This is a genomic window from Roseobacter sp. (genome assembly GCF_039970775.1).
In the GTDB taxonomy this organism is placed as follows: domain Bacteria; phylum Pseudomonadota; class Alphaproteobacteria; order Rhodobacterales; family Rhodobacteraceae; genus Roseobacter.
In genome coordinates, this window is sequence record NZ_JBDVLG010000010.1 from 18,592 (window position 1) to 35,487 (window position 16,896).

The following is a 16,896-nucleotide window of genomic DNA, read 5'->3' on the forward strand; positions in this document are numbered from 1 at the left end:
AAAGGATGATCCCCCATAGCACCGTCTGGTTATGACGCACCGGACGGCCCCCAAGTGAGGTGTTTGCCGCAAGGCGAATGCTGCATTTGGCGTGCGCGAATCTGCCACTGTTAAGATTGACAAATTCACAAAAGGCCCGCTAGCTAAGGGTCCGATTATTTGTGGGTAAATCGCGTGGATAAAGCAGTCGTTAAAGCGTTCGGCCTTTTGGAAATTTTGGCCCAGAACAACGCGCCGATGGGGATCACCGAACTGGCCAACAAGACCGACTTGGGCAAAAGCAATGTCCACCGGTTGTTGCAAACGTTGATGACGCTGGGATACGTCCGCAAACCCGACGAAACCCAGTACACCGCATCGTTGAAGGTGTGGGAATTGGGCAGCCAAATTATATCGCGCGTGAACATGCGTGATGTGGCGCGGCCCTACATGCAGATGTTGGCTGATGCGACGGGCGAGGCGGTGCATTTGTCGGAACTATACGCGGGCGAAGTCCTGTATATTGACAAGATCGAAAGCCGCGAGCCCGTGCGCGCCTACACCCAACTGGGCGGGCGGGCACCTGCATATTGCACTGCGACGGGTAAGGTTATGTTGGCCTACCAAAACGATGATGTCATCAACGATGTGATTGCCGGTGCCGCGGCCCACACACAAAAGACGATCATCCATGCGGATGCGTTTTTGGCACAGGCCCGTACGATCCGGCAGCAACGATATGCGATAAACCGAGGGGAATGGCGCAAGGATGTCATCGGGATTAGTGCGCCGATATCTTGTGCTATGGGGCGTGTGGATGGTGCCATTGGCGTGTCGGCGCCCGGCAGCCGCGTGTCTGAAAAACAGCTGACAGATCTGGCGCCTCAGTTGATTGAATACGCCGAAAGGATATCAACCGGTTTGGGTTGCACGCAGATGATCTGGTCGACGTTAGGGCAACGCTAGGGGCGGGTGCGCGCGCCCCAGCCCTTGGCGCTGAAGCGCTGGTTCAAGGGCAAATGCCACCCGCGTTAACGCAAGGTCGCTGTGCCTGCGCCCGACCAGTTGGATCCCAAAGGGCATGCCATTGTGATCCAGCCCACAGGGAATGGTCACAATCGGACATCCGACCAACGACAGCGCCCAAGTGATCGCATACCACGCATAATACCCGTCCAACGCCTGCCCGTTGATCGTGCGCGGGTGGTTTTCACCCACCGGAAACGGCGACACGGCCGTAGCAGGGCAAACCAACACATCGATATCGTCAAACAGGGCCTGAAACCGGCGGTAGATTTGCGTATGGACGGCATCGGCCTGCGCGGTTTGGGTCAGGGTGTAGTTTTCAGCCGCGCGAATATTTGCGGTGACATTTGCCCCGATCTCATCGCCGTGGCTGTTCACCAAATCGCCGTAGGCAGCATACAGGCTTTCGGCCCGCAGGATTTTGAACACCTCTGTCGCTGCGGACAGATCCAGATCTAGATCCCCAGCTTGTGCGAAATGCGATGCGATTGCGGTTTTGCGGGTCTCAAACAACGCGCGAATGTCGTGGTCAACAAGGGCCGCCCCTAGGTCGGTGGAAAACCCGACCCTAAGCTGCGCAAGATCCATTGGTTTTTGGAACGCCTCAAAGTCAAACGTTGATGCGGGCGTGGACAGCGGGTCGCGGGCATCAAAGCCCGAAATCGCCGACAGCATCAGCGCCAGATCTTGCACGGTGCGCGCCATCGGGCCGTCTGTCCAAAGCGGCGAGAACCCCGACACATGGGTGTTTGACGGCACCATCCCGGGCGACGGGCGCATACCAACGACGCTGCAAAAAGACGCGGGGATCCGCAAGGACCCGCCCAGGTCGGACCCGGACGCAAGCGGTGCCATGTCGCAGGCAAGCGCCGCGGCCGACCCGCCAGACGACCCACCGCTGGTGAGCGACGGGTCAAACGGGTTTCCTGTCGCGCCAAACACCATGTTTGACGTGTTCGCCCCGGCGCCGAATTCGGGTGTGTTTGTCTTGCCGATGACAATCGCCCCCGCGGCTTTTAGTTTGGCCACGACCAGCGCGTCAGTCTCGGGCACATGGTCTGCGAAATGTTTGCTGCCATAGGTCGTGCGGATGCCAGCCGTATCGGCCAGATCTTTTATCAGCACGGGCAGACCATGCAGGGGGCCCAGATCATCGCCCGCCAATACCTGTGCCTCGGCACGGATCGCGGCGTGCTTTGCGGTTTCAAAGCTGGTGGTGACGACGGCATTGATCGTGCCATTTTGCGCCTCAATCGCGGCTTGGCAATCGTGCAACACATCCACCGGGGACACCTGGCGCGTGGCGATCAGGGTGCGCAACTCGGTCGCGCTGCGCGTGTTGAGATCGCTCATGCGGGGAGCGCCTGTGTCACCCCGATCATGCTGTCGCGTGTGATCAGCTTTGCCAATTGCGTCTCGTTCCAGCCTTCGGTGCCCGCTGGCCGCATCGGCATCACCAGATACCGCATGTCGGCTGAACTGTCATGCACCCGCACCTCGACGGTGTCGGGCAATTCGGTGCCGAATTCGGCCAGAACGGCGCGTGGCATACGTACGACATTGGCACGGTAACTGCGGCTTTTGTACCAATCCGGCGGCAGCCCCAAGAGCGGCCACGGATAACACGAACACAAGGTGCACACGACGACATTATGCAGCTTTTCGGTGTTCTCAACCACGATCAGGTTCAGCCACGTGGGGTCGAGCCCGATCTCGCGGGCGGCTTGGCTGGCATCGGTGCGCATCAGCTGGTGGTAGTCAGGGTCGATCCACGCCTTGGCGATCATCGCGGCGCCGGTATGCGGGCCACGGTCGTCCATTTTGAGGTACAACTGGTTTAGGTCCGCCTGCGTCAGCACCTCTTTTTCGATCAACAACTCGCGCAGCGCGATCTCCATCAGACGGAATTCCGTCATGGGACCGTCTTCTTCGTCAGGCTGGTTGGGGTGGGGGTGATGGTGGTCATGCATGGCTTATTGTCCGTTTGCTGATCCGGCTGGCTGCAGCCAATGTTCAAACACTTCTACTTCGAGTGTGTCGTCTGTCTGGGTGCTGTCCTCGGGCCAAATGTCCGCGATGGCGATGCGCACGCGGTATAGTGGCACGGCGGGCAACCCATCCCGGCGGTAGGCCAATTCTTCTGGGTTGGCAAAGCTGCCGCAGTAGCGTTCTATCATGCCGCTTTTCCCGCGCGCATACCATGGCGTACGGCAATGGCCGATGGGAAACCCCTGCGCAATCGTCACCGTATCTTGGGGCTGGAATTTAGGCACCTTGGCCTGCCTTTATCTTAGCGATACGTTGGGCAAACTCATGGTCAGTGAACACACCCCGTTCGATCATCACCTGCGACATCGCCCAGACCCACTGTTCGTAATAGCTTAGACGTTTGTATTTATCTTCGCCCATGCCTTCGACGGTGCGGCGCAGCTCGTCTACCCGCAGCAGCCCTTTTTGCGCCAGCAGTTCACGCACCGCATGCACGCGTTTTTCCCACGGGTCATAGTCGTGCTCGGATTGATCCAAAGGCAGCATTATGAGGCCGCCCAAATCATGCATGCCACGAAATTCATCCATCATATCTGGCATTCAGTCACCTTTCTTTTTGCGCGCTTTCGCAACAGTCGCCGCATAGGTCTTGATCCGGTCTTTCAGGCCGGGCCGCCCTGCGGTTGCGACGATCGCTGCGATATCTTGATCGCGCGTGTCCGGCAGGGTCAAATCAAACATTGATGACAACGCAAATTCCGGCAAAGCGCGGCTGCGTTCAATCTGTTTTTTGACTTCATATGCCCAATTTTCCTGCGTGACAGTCGCCGACGTGAGCCCAATATTGAAGGCTTCATTGGCCATCACGCTGCGGGTGTCAATCAACATGTCGCGCGCGGTCTCAGACCCGATCAGGCGCGCCAAACGCCGCGTGCCAAGCGCCAGTTCGAAATTCCACCCCGGCATTTTGAACTTTGCCGAAGGGTCGGCGACCCGTTTCCAACACGCAGCAACCAGATCAGCGCCCGCGCCGACCACATGCCCGTGGCACATGGCCATCACCGGGAAAGGCGCGTGGTGAACCATTTGCAACATGGTTTCAATGCGCAAGAACCGATGCAACAAATCACCATCTGACAAGACATCAATATCCGACAAATCAAACCCCGCACAAAAGTTACGCCCCTCACCGTGGATGGTGCAGGACCGCACGTCGCGCGAGTCGGTGAATGCGTCGATCAACGCCTCGACCATATCGGGGCTTAGGGCGTTTGATGTGTCGGGGCTGGCCAGCGTGATAGACAGGTGGCCCTGTGAAATATTGGTCTTGATGGGCATATGTTAGGCCGCACTTTCATCAGTATCTGGGGCAAGCCCAAGCTCTGACAGCAGCTGATTTGTGTGTTCCCCCAACACAGGCGGTGGTGTCGTGATCGGGGTTTGCACGTCATTAAACCGCAACGGCGACCCAAAGGTTTGCGTCTCGCGCCCGCCCGGCAAGGTCATATCCTGAACCCAGCCCATATGGTGCACCTGCGGATCATTGAGCGCTTGCGAATAGGTGTTGATCGGGCTGCTGGGCACGCCTGCTTTGGCGAAGGCATCCAACCAATGGGCGGCGGGTTTGGTCACGAAAACCTCTGTTAGCAGCTCAAGAAGCTCGGTTTGGTTGGCGGCGCGCATGCTGGGGTTGATGAACCGATCTTGCTCAAACAGCTCGGGCATTCCCACCACATCACATACAGATTTCCAAAGCTTGTTGTTGCCCGCAGCCATGCCGAAATACCCGTCAGAGGCCTCAAACGCTTGGTAGGGCGCGTTGCGCGGATGTGCCGAGCCCAGCTTGCGCGGGTCTTTCCCGGTGCCGAAATATTCACTGGTTTGCAATGCGGCAATCGCCAATGTGGCCCCCAACATCGCGACATCGATATGTTTGCCCTGACCGGTTTGCGCGACCTCCAGCAACCCTGCGGCAGCTGCGTAGGATCCGTACAGGCCCGACACGAAATCGCACAAAGGCACGCCGCATTTCACCGGGGCACCGCCCGGCTCGCCGGTAACGCTCATGACGCCGGCCATCGCCTGCATGGTCAAATCAAACCCGCCTTCCCGCGAACGTGGGCCGCTTTGCCCAAACGCGGAGATTGAACAATAGATCAATGCGGGTTTCAGCGGGTTCATGGTGGTGAAATCGATGCCGTTGCGCTCCATGACGCCGGGCCGGAAGTTCTCGATCACGACATCAGCCGATAAAATCAACGCCTTGGCTGCGGCAATGCCATCGTCTGATTTCAGGTCCAGCACGACAGATTTCTTGCCGCGGTTGATCGACGCGAAATTTTCGGAATAGCCGTCATTGATCGGCGGCCACATGCGCATTGCGTCGCCCTGCGCGCGTTCCACCTTGATCACTTCGGCGCCCATATCGGCCAAAAGCATGCCGCAAAACGGGCCCGCTGCGACTTCGCAAAATTCGATTACGCGTTTTCCAGTGAGTGGCAGCATCAGGCGAGTTCCTTGTGTATCTAGTCCGCGGGGGCGGTCTTTGGCGTGTTTGACATGTCAATTTTTAACAAAACAGGATGACACCCACCTATTTGTACGATCAATCGCGGTCTTTAATTATATAGAACATGGTTCCGCATTATGGAATATCGAAATCGCCAGCGGATGGATTTGCAGATGGCTTTTGCGGGTTTGGACGGATGATGCGCAATTATCCCGAATTTGTGATCGAAATTTAGGCAACGCAACGGAACATTCAGGGCCAAATTGCCAGCATGGGGCGTTAAAAACAGGTGTATTCACGACATGTTGCACGCATGTTCCGCAATGCGGAATATTATTCCAAATATTGAAAGCCACCGGGCTTCGTGGCAAGTTTGGCGCGAAAATACAAGGTAAGCCAATGACATCTGATTCGCCTGAACGCATCTATCCGATGCAAAAGCCCGAAGGCCATCAGGCCGCGATCCAACGGTATTCGTCACGGGTTGATGCATCTGTTGACCGTATTCGAATGCTGGTGCTGGGCTGCCAATACGCAGCGGACGCGGAAAATGTCGTATCGCAGTGCAAGGCCACCGTCGCGGATATGTTTGGGCACGCGGGCACGCCGCTTCACCATGACCAAGCAGTCTTTCGCGACGATCAGGGGTTTCAGACCGTTCTTACGGTTTTGTATTGGCAAGACGAGGCCGCATTCGCCACGTGGCAAGCCAAATTCAACACGTGGTGGGCGGCGCAAGACCCTGCGACACTGGCCCATGGCATTTGGGTCGAGAGCTTTTCAGTGCCGCCGGCCTACCGCGAAACCAATGTATTTAAAGAATATATTCGCGGCGTGTCGGCGTGCCCGATGACCAAGATCAGCCCAATGGGCGAAAGTGGATATTGGGGGGCTGCCCGTGACCGGTTCACCGCGTCTGGGTATGATGACTTTAGCCCAAGCGCGCCCAGCGAACTGGCGTTCGACCCAACCCGCGACACGGTTGGGAAACGCATCGTGGTGAACAATATCCCCGACAACATGTGCGTCATCCGGTCTGGCGTGACCTGGCACAATTGTGGCCCCGAGCAGCTGGATAGTTATGAGACGAACCTCAAGCCAAAGCTGGACAAGGGCATGGATTTCCTGCGCGGCAACCCAGAAGAAACCGGGTGCTGTAGCTTGCGCCAGGTTATTTGCCTTGATGATACGGGCGCCGAAGAGAAAGAAGCCTATTCGTTGGGGATTTTCCGCACCTACGGGCATTTGGAAAAATGGGCGCATGATCACCCGACCCATTTGGCGATTTATACCCGCGCGTTGGCCGAACGTAAAAAGTACCAAGAAAACCTAGAGCTTTTGACCTACCACGAGATTTACGTCCTGAATGATGACGTCCGGTGCGAATATCTAAATTGTCATCCGCAAACGGGGCTGCTTCCATTCTTTGACAACACCGTTGCATAAGGCCGCAACCTAATGCGGGTGTTTGATGTGTTGCGCATGACAGACGCCAGCGCGTCGTAAACCGCAGGCCTGACCCTACCACAAAATTGCGCGTATTAACGTTGTTGTCCGGCTGAGAAATCTTGCCGGACAACGGTGTTTTTCACCGTAGATAGTGCCAATTTTCAACACACGCCATGCTGTTATGCCTGAGGCGCAGACGACACCGGCTTTTGAACCCAGGCTGAATTTATGGGCACAAGATGCGGGTCGTCGGCAATTGTTGGTGTGCATTCTATGCAAAACCACAAAATGCCACTAATCCTTAAATATCCCAAAATCCGCGCATGATTCGGGGCAATAAAACAAAAGATGGCGCCGGTTCTGACACAGGAATGTGGCGTTTTCTAAAATAAAAAAGCGCTCAACAATTTTGAAACAGGGACCTAATGATGATGAATAAAACAACCATAACCGCCGCATCTATTGTCGCGCTGTGCGCGGGATCTTTGGCGTTTGCAGAGCCGCTGACGGTGTATAGCGCGCTCGAAGAAGAAGAGATCGCGATCTATCTGGACGCCGCCAAAGCTGCGATGCCGGATCTTGAAATTGATGTGTTGCGATTGTCGACGGGCAAGCTTGGCGCAAGATTGCTGGCCGAAGCGGGCAACCCACAGGCGGATGTGATCTGGGGCTGGGCTGTGACGGCAATGATGGATCCGCAGGTGCTGGAATTGCTGGAACCTGTTGATATTGCGGGGGCTGAGACGCTCGCACCAGAATTTCGCGACGCAGACGGCCGGTGGTTCGCGCAAATCGGATATATGGGGGCGTTCTGCGTGAACACTGCGCGCCTGCAAGACAAAGGTCTGCCAATGCCGACCAGCTGGGCAGATCTGGCCGCGCCAGAGTTCAAAGGCGAAATCCTGATGCCAGATCCGAATGAATCGGGCACCGGTTATTTGCACGTGAACGCGGTTTTGCAGGGGCAGGGCGTCGAAGAGGGTTGGAAGACCTTGGAGGCGATTGACCCGAATATGGCGCAATACACGTCTTCGGGCTCAAAGCCGTGTAAATCTGCGCGCACCGGTGAATACACGGTTGGCATTTCGCTTGCGTTCACGGCGATGCAATCCATCGAAGAAGGCTATCCGCTAGCCATGGTGTTCCCGACCGAAGGCGTCGGCTACGAGCTGGAAGCATCAGGCATTTTGTCCAGCAGCGACAACCAAGACGCCGCCAAACAGTTCCTTGAATGGACGATGTCAGACGAAACAATCGCCCTTTTTGGGGAATACAAAGCACTGGTGACTGTCGCGGGCGCCGAAGCGTCTGCATCTGCGATCAATGCGGGGTTGCCGTCTGATATCTCGACGGTTCTGGCCCCTGTTGATTTCATTGAATCGGCGGGTCGCCAAACCGAGATCAAAGCCGAATGGCGCGAAAAGCTCGGGCGCTGAAACCCAAGACGGGTCGCGCGCGTCACCGTGCGACCCGTCACCGTGCACATTCAATCAAACGACCCGCCCAAAGCGGTGTTTTGACCATCACCGACCGGGGGCCAACGGCATGTATTTGACTGTCAGCAACGTGACCAAAAAATATGGGACGTTCACTGCCTTGGATGATGTTTCTATTTCCATTGAGCAAGGCGAATTTGTTTGCCTTCTGGGGCCAAGTGGCTGCGGTAAAACAACATTACTTAGGTTGATCGCGGGGCTGACGGATATCGACGCGGGCGCGGTGACCCTCGAAAACCAGACCCTCACGGACCTGCCAACGCGCAAACGTGGGTTTGGCATCGTGTTTCAATCGTATTCGTTGTTCCCCAATATGACGGTCGCAGAAAATATCGGGTACGGTCTGAAAATCCGGCATAGGGCGCTATCTGACATAACTGCGCGGGTCACGGAGCTGTTGGATATTATCAAGCTGCCGCACCTAGCCGACAAATTTCCCGGGCAATTGTCGGGGGGGCAACAGCAGCGTATCGCATTGGCGCGCGCGATTGCCGTCGATCCGCGGGTTTTATTGTTGGATGAACCACTGTCGGCGTTGGATGCCAAAGTGCGCGGCAGTCTACGTGACGAGATCCGGCAATTGCAGCGCACGTTGGGTATTCCGACGTTGATGGTGACCCACGACCAAGAAGAGGCGCTGGCGCTAGCGGATAAGATCATTTGCATGAACCACGGTGTGGTCGTGCAATCGGGCACACCCGAAGATCTGTACCACCGTCCCGCAACCCGTTTTGTGGCAGATTTCATGGGGGTTAGTAATCTGGTGCCAACGGCGGTGATCCGCCGGGAAATGCCGGCGCTTTTGTCACACCGTCCATCCGCCCCGGATGCCGATTTTGACGCCTGCATCCGGCCCGAAAATATCCAGATCACCGCCGACCCAAGCGGCAATGTGATCATCCGCGCGGTCAGCTTTTTGGGTAACCTGACGCGCTACAAAGTGGACGGCCCATTGGGCGCGTTGACCATCGAAACGAGCGGGTCTTTGGGCCTGCGCGAAGGCGACACCGCAACGATGACCCTCGCCGCGACGCACTGTGTTTGGGTGGCGGCATGACATCAGGGGCGGCGGATATATCACCAACGGTGCGTAGCACGCGGGTCGATGGTGACAAAATCTTGGTCGCGGCTTGCGTGATTATCCCGCTGATCGGGCTGGCGCTGTTTTTCCTATACCCCATGAGCATCGTTTTCCTACGTTCCATCACCACGCCAGACGGCACCTATGGGCTGGGGAATTATGCCGAGGTTTTAGGGTCAAAGGGATTTTGGCGCGCGACGCAACATTCGATGACAATGGGCGCCGCCACCACGGCCCTGAGCGTGTTTCTGGGGTTTATTATCGCGCATGGGCTGCACCGGTGCGCCTTTCGGGGCAAATGGTTGATCCGGGGGGCGATTGTCTTGCCGCTGCTGGCGCCATCACTGGTACAGGCACTTGGGTTGATCTTTCTACTGGGCCGCAACGGGCTGATCAGCCGGGCCATCGGCATTGAGCTTGAGATTTACGGTTTTTGGGGGCTGTTGATCGCCAATACGCTTTATGCGTTGCCTCAGGCCGTCATGATCATAGGCGCGTCACTGGTTTTGCTGGACGCCCGCACCTATGAGGCCGCCGAGGTGATCGGGGCCAAACCACTGCGGCAGTTTCGTGACCTGACATTGCCCGCCATCGTGTTCGCGCTTTTGAACAGCGCCTTTGTTGTGTTCATCATCACCATCACAGATTTTGGCAATGCTGCGGTCATTGGCGGTGATTATTCGGTGCTGGCCACCGAAATTTACACCCAAGTCATCGGTTTGCGGAATTTCAACATGGGGGCGGTTGTGGGGATCATGCTGCTGCTGCCGACGGTCATTTCTTACGTGATCGAACGGCAATCCATGAAACGGCAACAGGGCCGTCATGCCACCAACGTGCAGACCTTTGTGCCGCGGTTTTATGCGATCCGAGATGTGCCGATGGCGACTGCATGTTTTGTGGTGGTCGCGGCGATCCTGTCGGTCATCGGCATCGTGATTTACGCCAGTTTCGTCAAACTATGGCCCTACAATCACGACCTGACGTTCAAACATTTCAACATCACGCTGGCGGGGGGGTACGCGTCGCTGTGGATCACCATCGCCATTTCTGTTGGTGCTGCGGCGGGCGGGACGTTCCTGATTTTCATCATGGCTATGGGGCTGCGCAAACTGTCGGGCGGTCTGGCGCAGACGCTTCAGGTGCTGGCGGCCATGCCTGCGGCGGTGCCGGGTATCGTACTGGGCTTGGCGTATATCTTGACGTTCAATTCGACCGCAACGCCACTATATTTGCTGTATGGGACGGCGACATTGATCGCGGTGATCAATTTTTACCACTATCACACGCAGGCCTTTTTGACAGTGATGACAGGCTTTCGCCAATTCCCTGCGGCCCTTGAAGAAGCAGCGTCAACCTTGGGCGCGGGGTTCGGGCGCACAGCTGTGACCGTTGTGGCCCCGTTTGTGGCGCCCATGTTGGTGGCTGTGTTCTTTTTCTTGTTCATGCGTTCCATGGTGACGCTTTCGGCGGTGGTGTTCCTGACCACGGCCAAGCTTGACGTGGCGGCGGTGACGATCATGCGGTTGGATGATGCGGGGCTGACATCGCAGGCGGCGGCGTTTTCAACCTGCGTTATGGCTGTTGTTTGTGTGGCGTTGGGCGTGATGAAAATGATGTTGAAGCTGCTGTCGCGGACCCCGCAGACACCGAAGAAGGGTTAAGGCATGTGGTCTCAGGAACGCCATCAGCGTATTTTAACGCTCTTGAAAAGCAGCCAGCAGGTCAACGCGAACGAACTGGCGGATTTGCTTAATGTTTCGCGCGAAACGGTGCGACGCGATTTGCTAGACCTTGAAACCAACGGGTTGGTGAACCGGGTGCATGGGGGTGCCGTGTTGCCACCCAATGACAGCGAGGCCCCGTTTGAGGTGCGCAAAGGCGCCCACCACAGGGCAAAACAGGATATCGCGCGCAAAGCGGTGTCGCTGATCCGGCCCGGGTCGTCCATCATGGTGGATGCGGGCACCACGACAACCGTATTTGGCGATGTTCTGGCCAAACTGTCGGGGATCATGGTCGTGACCAATTCGATCGATATCGCGCAGACCATTCGCGCGGCGGGGTCCGACATTGATCTGATCTTGTTAGGGGGCCAAATCGTATCAGACGTGCCTGCGACCTACGGCGAGATGACCCTATCGGAGATCGCCCGATTTAACGTGGATCAGGTGTTTATCGCGCCCGTCGCCGTCAGCGCCACACAGGGCGCGTTTTCGTATGAATTCAGCGAGGCCGAAGTCGCCCGGACGATGGTAGGCCAGGCCGCCGAGGTGGTTCTACTTTGCGACCGAAGCAAACTGGGCGACACCAGCCGCGTGCAATTTTGCGCCCCCGGTCAGATCAACACGCTGGTGACCGACAGCCGGGTTTCACCGGACCAAACCGCACCATTTGAAAAGGGCGGCGTGACCGTCGTGGTTTAGCGCATTGCGCCAGCCCCGCACCATGAGGAGAAGACGACGTGACCCACCCCATTGCCACGCCCGCAACACACGCCCGTATCGCGCAAATCTTGGAGGATGGTGCTGCGTTCGCGCGCGCGGCCGGCAAAACGGCCCGGACGTATTTTCGTCAACACAACGATGTGGCGTTCAAGGATGACCAAAGCCCCGTCACGGTTGTTGACCAGATGATAGAACGCGAACTGAAGCAAGCGATTGCGCAGGCGTACCCAAATGACGCGATATTTGGTGAAGAAAGCGGCGTTGATGGCGACCTGACGGGCAATCTTTGGGTGATCGACCCCATCGATGGGACGCGGTCGTTTATCTCGGGCAATCCGTTGTTTGGGATGTTGATGGCCTATCTGGAACAAGGCGTGCCGATGGCGGGGGTCATTTCGATGCCGTTCTTTCAAGAGCTGTATTGCGGTGGGGTCGGGCACCCGGCCACCTGCAACGGCCAGCCTATCGCGGTGTCGGGCCAACAAGACATTGATGACTGCACGCTTTACATCAACGAGGGTGAAAAGCTGTTTGCGCACCACCCGGATATCTTTTCAAGGTTAGTGCAGGCGGGCAAAACGCGCAGGTTTGGGTATGATTGCTATCCGCACGCGTTGTTGGCCGCAGGGCATATCGATGCGGTCGTTGACTATGACCTAAAGCCTTACGATTATCTGGCGCTGACTGCGGTTGTGGGCGCTGCGGGTGGGATTGTATCGGATTGGCAGGGCAACGGGTTGGGTCTGTCATCGGGGGGGGCGGTGGTGTCGGCGGCGACACCGCAATTGCACCGGGCGCTGCTTGATCTGCTGAACGGTTAAACAACGCCGGATGCAGCGCACGTTGCTGAAATGTTATGGAAGGACTATCCAGATATCCATCCGCCGAACGATGGCGTGATGGTGAAGACGGCTTGGTTTGGCGGAACCTGGAAGGGAAGCAACGCCTATGAGACGAACCGACCTGATATTCAGCTGCGGCCATTCCATGTGGATCATCGCCGCTGTGCTAAGCGTGGCGTCAGGAGCAGCCATGTCAGACCCAAAAGGCCCTCTCATCGGGGCGGCGTCCAATTTCTCTCAGGGGCGCACCAGCACGACGCTGCCCTTTACCCAAGCCATCGGGGTCACCGATTTGCGCGATGGCAGCGCGTGGTCGCGGATCGAAACAACGCCCGGCATCTATGACTTTAGCGATTCCCGGGCGATCTTTGGCGATGACCTGCAAGAGGCGGGGATCGGCTTTAGCGCCGTGGTCAACTGGGGCAATCCGCTATACGACGATGGCAGGACCCCGACAAGCGCACAGGGTATTGCCGCCTTTGGCAATTTTGCGGCGGCATTGGCAGCGCGGTTCCCGGCGCTGCACAGTATTGAGGTTGGGAATGAATTCAACGGCGTAAATTTCGTCAACGGGCCCATCCGCAACATGGCCCCGCTTGAAAGGGCTGCGGCCTACGTGCCGTTGTTAAAGGCCACCGCCGAGGCGGTGCGCAAGGTCCGCCCGGATGTGCGCATTTTGGGCGGTGCGACCCATTCGATCCCGGTGCAATACATCGGGACGATCCTGGATGCCGGTGGGGCGGACTATATGGATGCGCTGGCGATCCACCCTTATACCACACCGGCAGAGCAACTTGTGCGTCAAATCAATGTGTTGCGCCAGCACCCCAAGGCCGCGAACCTCGATATCGAAGTGACCGAATTCGGCATAAAGGGTGCAGACCTCGCGCCCGGACATTTTTTGCGCAACTACTGCCAGATGGCTCTTGCCGGGATCAGCCGGACCACGTGGTATCCGTTGAACGCGCGCGGCGATGGGTTCGAGCCGTTGTTTGACGCAGAGGGTCAGGCCACACCGGTGGCGCGGGCGATCCAGTTTGCACAGGCGCATTTCGAAGGCCAGCCCGTTAGCGCATTCCGCCCGGACCCGTTTACCTACGGGTGCCGGTTTGGCAATGAATATTTGGTCCTGTGGGGTGAACCACGCAATGTGGTGCCGCGCGCGGGCGCACAGGTGTTTGACCCGACGGGTGCCGTGGTGGCGGGGCCCTATAGCCTGTCGCCCGATACCCCGTATATCGTGCACCGGGCGCGGGGGTCGGTGTTGCGTGGTGCGCGGCTCAAGGGTCAGTCTTTGGTCGCGGATAGCTTTCATCAGTTTGAATACCCCACAGGCACCGAATCGCGTGCAGGTACTGACCCATTTGCGCGGTTTGCCAGACGCGGCACCGAAATTATCCCCCTGCCGACCCTGCCCGGACAAGAGGCCAGCGGCACCCCCTGGTTTCCCTATCGGGGCAGCGTGTTGCACCGCCCGATGCGGTTGACAGCCGAAACTCTGGTGCCGGGGCGGTCCGGGAGCGGGCCCATCGAGATCGTGCACCAGCTGGTCGTGCCTGACAGCGGGCGGTTTGACCTGCGGGTTGATCTGGACGTCCCGGATCGGTCTGAAGATGGCATTTCGTTAACGCTCATGCGAAACGATACCGTCCTGCAAACGATGACCGTAGAAGGCACGCGCGATGTTTGGCTGCGCGCGATCACGTTTGAGGCGGGCGATGTGCTTGACGTAAGCGTGGGGCCAAACGGGACAACGCAAGGCGACGCGGTGACGTATCGCATTCGCCTTTACGAATCCTAACCTGCGCCGGCTTTCCGAACCGAACGACCTTTGCGGTAAGAATACTGCTGCGCGCTGGTCCGCGCAGGCCTTGATCGCCTGCGATCAAAGGTTGGTCGCCGGGACATCGTGAGGGTGTTCGCACCGATCATGCAACAGTGTCGTAAAGACCACAGCTGCGGTTGAAGGGGCCTCTTTGGCGCGGCTCATGATGCCGATGGCCCCGCGTGCGGATACAATGTCAGACGGCAGTGCGACCAGGCATTCATCTGCGAGATCCTGCGCGACAACGCCCCGGCTAACGACCCAAACGGTGTCGGGGTTGGCCAAGGTCGCCGCGCGCCCGAATGCCGTCGATGCGACCTCGATCCGGTTGCTAAACAGGGGAACGCCCTGCGCAATCAGGGACCGGGCGACCAAGGGCCTGATTGCCGCGTCTTTTGGCGGGTAGAGCACCCGAAACTCTGCTAACGCGCCCGAATTTTGGATCTGCTGCGCGGGGCTGTCGGGGCGGGCCACAACCACGACATCTTCGGAATAAAGCTGCTGAAAACTCAGGCCCAACATGGTGTCGGACATGCCCAAACGCCCCACCACAACATCCAGTTCACCGGCGCGCAGACGGTTGGTCAGATCCAGATGGGGCGCTTCGTAAATCTGCACCACGGTGTGGGGGCTTTGTGCCGCGAAATCAGACACGACGTCTGGCAATAACGACGACGCCACACTGGGCAACGCGCCCACCTTCAGCTGCCCAAACGCGCCGCTGGTTGCATCAAGACTGCGCAACCCGTGCCGCAATGCGGCGGTGCTTTGTTCGGCAAACTGCAAGAAAATCTCGCCCTGTGGGGTGAGGTCCACGCCGGACCGGCTGCGGGTCATGACGGCGACGCCCAAGATGTCTTCGAGGTCCTTTAGGGTTTTTGAGATCGCTGGTTGGGTCAGGTTTAACTGCACAGCGGCGGCCTTGAAACTGCGCGCCCGCGCGCCTGCGCTAAAGGCGTCGAGGTGGCGAAATTTAATGCGACGGTCCATATAGTTTCTAATTTGGGTAACTATATCCGGTAATATCTCATTTTTATTGCTCATTCAAATATGTGATCTTTGGCCGTGAATACGGGAAACGACATGAAAACCAAGGTTGTAATTATTGGCGGCGGTCCGTCGGGCCTGTTGTTGGGGCAATTGTTGAGCCGCCGGGGTATCGATAATATTGTGCTGGAACGGCGCTCCAAAGACTATGTTTTGGGACGCATCCGCGCGGGTGTATTGGAACAGGGGTTCGTGCAGTTGATGCAAGAGGCCGGGTGCGCGGACCGTTTGCACGCCGAAGGGATCGTGCATGACGGCACCGTTTTGGCGTGCGGCGGCACCGCGTTTCGGATTGATTTCAAACAACACACCGGGTCGCAGGTTGTCGTTTATGGCCAAACCGAAGTGACGCGCGATTTGTATGATGCGCGCGAAAAAACGGACGGCCAGACGGTGTTCAACGTCGAAGACGTGACGCTTCATGGTGTCGATACCGACGCGCCGCATGTCCGGTATTCGGTTGATGGGGTGGTGCACCACGTGGCCTGCGCGTTCATTGCGGGCTGCGATGGGTTTCACGGTGTAAGCCGCAAGAGCATCCCGCGCGATGTGCGAAAAGAGTATGAAAAGGTCTACCCGTTTGGCTGGCTGGGTGTGTTGGTTGAAAAACCGCCCGTGTATCACGAATTGATCTATGCCAATTCGCCGCGCGGGTTTGCGTTGTGTTCCATGCGGTCCGAAACCCTGAGTAGGTATTACATTCAATGCGCCGTGCAGGATAGCGTCCACGATTGGTCGGATGCGGCCTTTTGGCAAGAACTCAAACGGCGCATCCCAGCGCCATACGCCGACCAATTGATCACCGGCCCCAGCATTGAAAAATCAATCGCCCCGATGCGGTCGTTTGTAACAGAACCGATGCGTTGGGGGCGGCTTTTCCTATGTGGAGATGCCGCGCATATCGTGCCCCCGACGGGCGCAAAAGGCCTAAATACTGCGGCCTCAGATGTGCATTACCTCTATCAAGGTTTGCGCGCGTTCTACGAAACAGGCGATCAAGACGGGCTAGCGCGGTATTCCGAAAAGGCGCTTGGGCGTGTCTGGAAAACCCAACGGTTCAGTTGGTGGTTGTCGTCGTTGATGCACCGCTACCCGGATCAATCTGAATTTGATGCCAAAATCCAGATGGCCGAGCTGGAATTTCTGCGGTCAAACAGGGCCGCGCAAAAAACCATGGCGCAGGGCTATGTCGGGTTGCCATACTAA

At 57.5% G+C, this 16,896-nt stretch carries 16 protein-coding genes; 9 read left to right on the forward strand and 7 right to left on the reverse strand.

Annotated elements, in window-relative coordinates:
* Positions 1-174 precede the first annotated feature (174 nt).
* On the forward strand, positions 175-945 hold the full coding sequence (locus ABJH13_RS02055; protein ID WP_348404554.1) for an IclR family transcriptional regulator: 771 nt from the start codon (positions 175-177) through the stop codon (positions 943-945).
* Here the strand turns inward: ABJH13_RS02055 and ABJH13_RS02060 are convergent.
* The 6 genes from ABJH13_RS02060 to ABJH13_RS02085 are packed head-to-tail and all read right to left on the reverse strand — an operon-like array spanning position 931 to position 5,499.
* A complete protein-coding gene (locus ABJH13_RS02060; RefSeq protein WP_348404555.1) occupies positions 931-2,358 on the reverse strand; it encodes an amidase in 1,428 nt (475 codons plus the stop codon). The two genes, ABJH13_RS02055 and ABJH13_RS02060, sit on opposite strands and share 15 nt — an antisense overlap.
* A complete protein-coding gene (locus ABJH13_RS02065) occupies positions 2,355-2,975 on the reverse strand; it encodes a nitrile hydratase subunit alpha (protein ID WP_348404556.1) in 621 nt (206 codons plus the stop codon). The genes ABJH13_RS02060 and ABJH13_RS02065 overlap by 4 nt, the downstream gene beginning before the upstream one ends.
* 3 nt (positions 2,976-2,978) lie before the next feature.
* Complete coding sequence (locus ABJH13_RS02070) at positions 2,979-3,278, reverse strand: SH3-like domain-containing protein (RefSeq protein WP_348404557.1); 300 nt, start codon at positions 3,276-3,278, stop codon at positions 2,979-2,981.
* On the reverse strand, positions 3,271-3,594 hold the full coding sequence (locus tag ABJH13_RS02075; RefSeq protein WP_348404558.1) for a ScnB-like protein: 324 nt from the start codon (positions 3,592-3,594) through the stop codon (positions 3,271-3,273). The genes ABJH13_RS02070 and ABJH13_RS02075 overlap by 8 nt, the downstream gene beginning before the upstream one ends.
* A complete protein-coding gene (locus ABJH13_RS02080; RefSeq protein ID WP_348404559.1) occupies positions 3,595-4,332 on the reverse strand; it encodes an enoyl-CoA hydratase/isomerase family protein in 738 nt (245 codons plus the stop codon).
* Between the two features lie 3 nt (positions 4,333-4,335).
* Positions 4,336-5,499 (reverse strand): CoA transferase, encoded by a 1,164-nt coding sequence (locus ABJH13_RS02085; protein WP_348404560.1) that lies wholly within the window; start codon positions 5,497-5,499, stop codon positions 4,336-4,338.
* A gap of 403 nt (positions 5,500-5,902) precedes the next feature.
* Between ABJH13_RS02085 and ABJH13_RS02090 the strand changes: the two genes are divergently transcribed.
* The 7 genes from ABJH13_RS02090 (at position 5,903) to ABJH13_RS02120 (ending at position 14,619) form a co-directional block, all read left to right on the forward strand.
* Positions 5,903-6,949 carry a phenylacetaldoxime dehydratase family protein gene (locus tag ABJH13_RS02090; RefSeq protein ID WP_348404561.1) on the forward strand — a complete coding sequence of 349 codons (1,047 nt, stop codon included), beginning with the start codon at positions 5,903-5,905 and terminating at the stop codon, positions 6,947-6,949.
* A 431-nt stretch (positions 6,950-7,380) separates the two neighbouring features.
* The gene (locus ABJH13_RS02095) at positions 7,381-8,388 is read left to right on the forward strand and encodes an ABC transporter substrate-binding protein (RefSeq protein WP_348404562.1); all 1,008 of its coding nucleotides are present in this window, start codon (positions 7,381-7,383) and stop codon (positions 8,386-8,388) included.
* A gap of 109 nt (positions 8,389-8,497) precedes the next feature.
* The gene (locus tag ABJH13_RS02100) at positions 8,498-9,505 is read left to right on the forward strand and encodes an ATP-binding cassette domain-containing protein (protein ID WP_348404563.1); all 1,008 of its coding nucleotides are present in this window, start codon (positions 8,498-8,500) and stop codon (positions 9,503-9,505) included.
* Complete coding sequence (locus tag ABJH13_RS02105; RefSeq protein WP_348404564.1) at positions 9,502-11,193, forward strand: ABC transporter permease subunit; 1,692 nt, start codon at positions 9,502-9,504, stop codon at positions 11,191-11,193. The genes ABJH13_RS02100 and ABJH13_RS02105 overlap by 4 nt, the downstream gene beginning before the upstream one ends.
* Before the next feature lie 3 nt (positions 11,194-11,196).
* Complete coding sequence (locus ABJH13_RS02110) at positions 11,197-11,955, forward strand: DeoR/GlpR family DNA-binding transcription regulator (protein WP_348404565.1); 759 nt, start codon at positions 11,197-11,199, stop codon at positions 11,953-11,955.
* Between the two features lie 38 nt (positions 11,956-11,993).
* Entirely contained in the window at positions 11,994-12,797 is an 804-nt protein-coding gene (locus ABJH13_RS02115; RefSeq protein ID WP_348404566.1) for an inositol monophosphatase family protein, read from the forward strand.
* A 127-nt stretch (positions 12,798-12,924) separates the two neighbouring features.
* A complete protein-coding gene (locus ABJH13_RS02120; protein WP_348404567.1) occupies positions 12,925-14,619 on the forward strand; it encodes a hypothetical protein in 1,695 nt (564 codons plus the stop codon).
* Positions 14,620-14,703: 84 nt separating this feature from the next.
* On the opposite strand, the gene pcaQ is transcribed toward ABJH13_RS02120, so the two are convergent.
* Entirely contained in the window at positions 14,704-15,633 is a 930-nt protein-coding gene (gene pcaQ, locus ABJH13_RS02125) for a pca operon transcription factor PcaQ (RefSeq protein WP_348404568.1), read from the reverse strand.
* 93 nt (positions 15,634-15,726) lie between these two features.
* Between pcaQ and pobA the strand changes: the two genes are divergently transcribed.
* Positions 15,727-16,896 carry a 4-hydroxybenzoate 3-monooxygenase gene (gene pobA / locus ABJH13_RS02130; RefSeq protein ID WP_348404569.1) on the forward strand — a complete coding sequence of 390 codons (1,170 nt, stop codon included), beginning with the start codon at positions 15,727-15,729 and terminating at the stop codon, positions 16,894-16,896.

Coding starts and splice junctions, on each gene's coding strand:
- ABJH13_RS02100 (WP_348404563.1), top strand. CDS start 8,498: ATGTATTTGACTGTCAGCAACGTGACCAAAAAATATGGGACGTTCACT.
- pcaQ (WP_348404568.1), bottom strand. CDS start 15,633: ATGGACCGTCGCATTAAATTTCGCCACCTCGACGCCTTTAGCGCAGGC.
- ABJH13_RS02075 (WP_348404558.1), bottom strand. CDS start 3,594: ATGCCAGATATGATGGATGAATTTCGTGGCATGCATGATTTGGGCGGC.
- ABJH13_RS02060 (WP_348404555.1), bottom strand. CDS start 2,358: ATGAGCGATCTCAACACGCGCAGCGCGACCGAGTTGCGCACCCTGATC.
- ABJH13_RS02085 (WP_348404560.1), bottom strand. CDS start 5,499: ATGCTGCCACTCACTGGAAAACGCGTAATCGAATTTTGCGAAGTCGCA.
- ABJH13_RS02065 (WP_348404556.1), bottom strand. CDS start 2,975: ATGCATGACCACCATCACCCCCACCCCAACCAGCCTGACGAAGAAGAC.
- ABJH13_RS02095 (WP_348404562.1), top strand. CDS start 7,381: ATGATGAATAAAACAACCATAACCGCCGCATCTATTGTCGCGCTGTGC.
- ABJH13_RS02080 (WP_348404559.1), bottom strand. CDS start 4,332: ATGCCCATCAAGACCAATATTTCACAGGGCCACCTGTCTATCACGCTG.
- ABJH13_RS02110 (WP_348404565.1), top strand. CDS start 11,197: ATGTGGTCTCAGGAACGCCATCAGCGTATTTTAACGCTCTTGAAAAGC.
- ABJH13_RS02105 (WP_348404564.1), top strand. CDS start 9,502: ATGACATCAGGGGCGGCGGATATATCACCAACGGTGCGTAGCACGCGG.
- ABJH13_RS02120 (WP_348404567.1), top strand. CDS start 12,925: ATGAGACGAACCGACCTGATATTCAGCTGCGGCCATTCCATGTGGATC.
- pobA (WP_348404569.1), top strand. CDS start 15,727: ATGAAAACCAAGGTTGTAATTATTGGCGGCGGTCCGTCGGGCCTGTTG.
- ABJH13_RS02090 (WP_348404561.1), top strand. CDS start 5,903: ATGACATCTGATTCGCCTGAACGCATCTATCCGATGCAAAAGCCCGAA.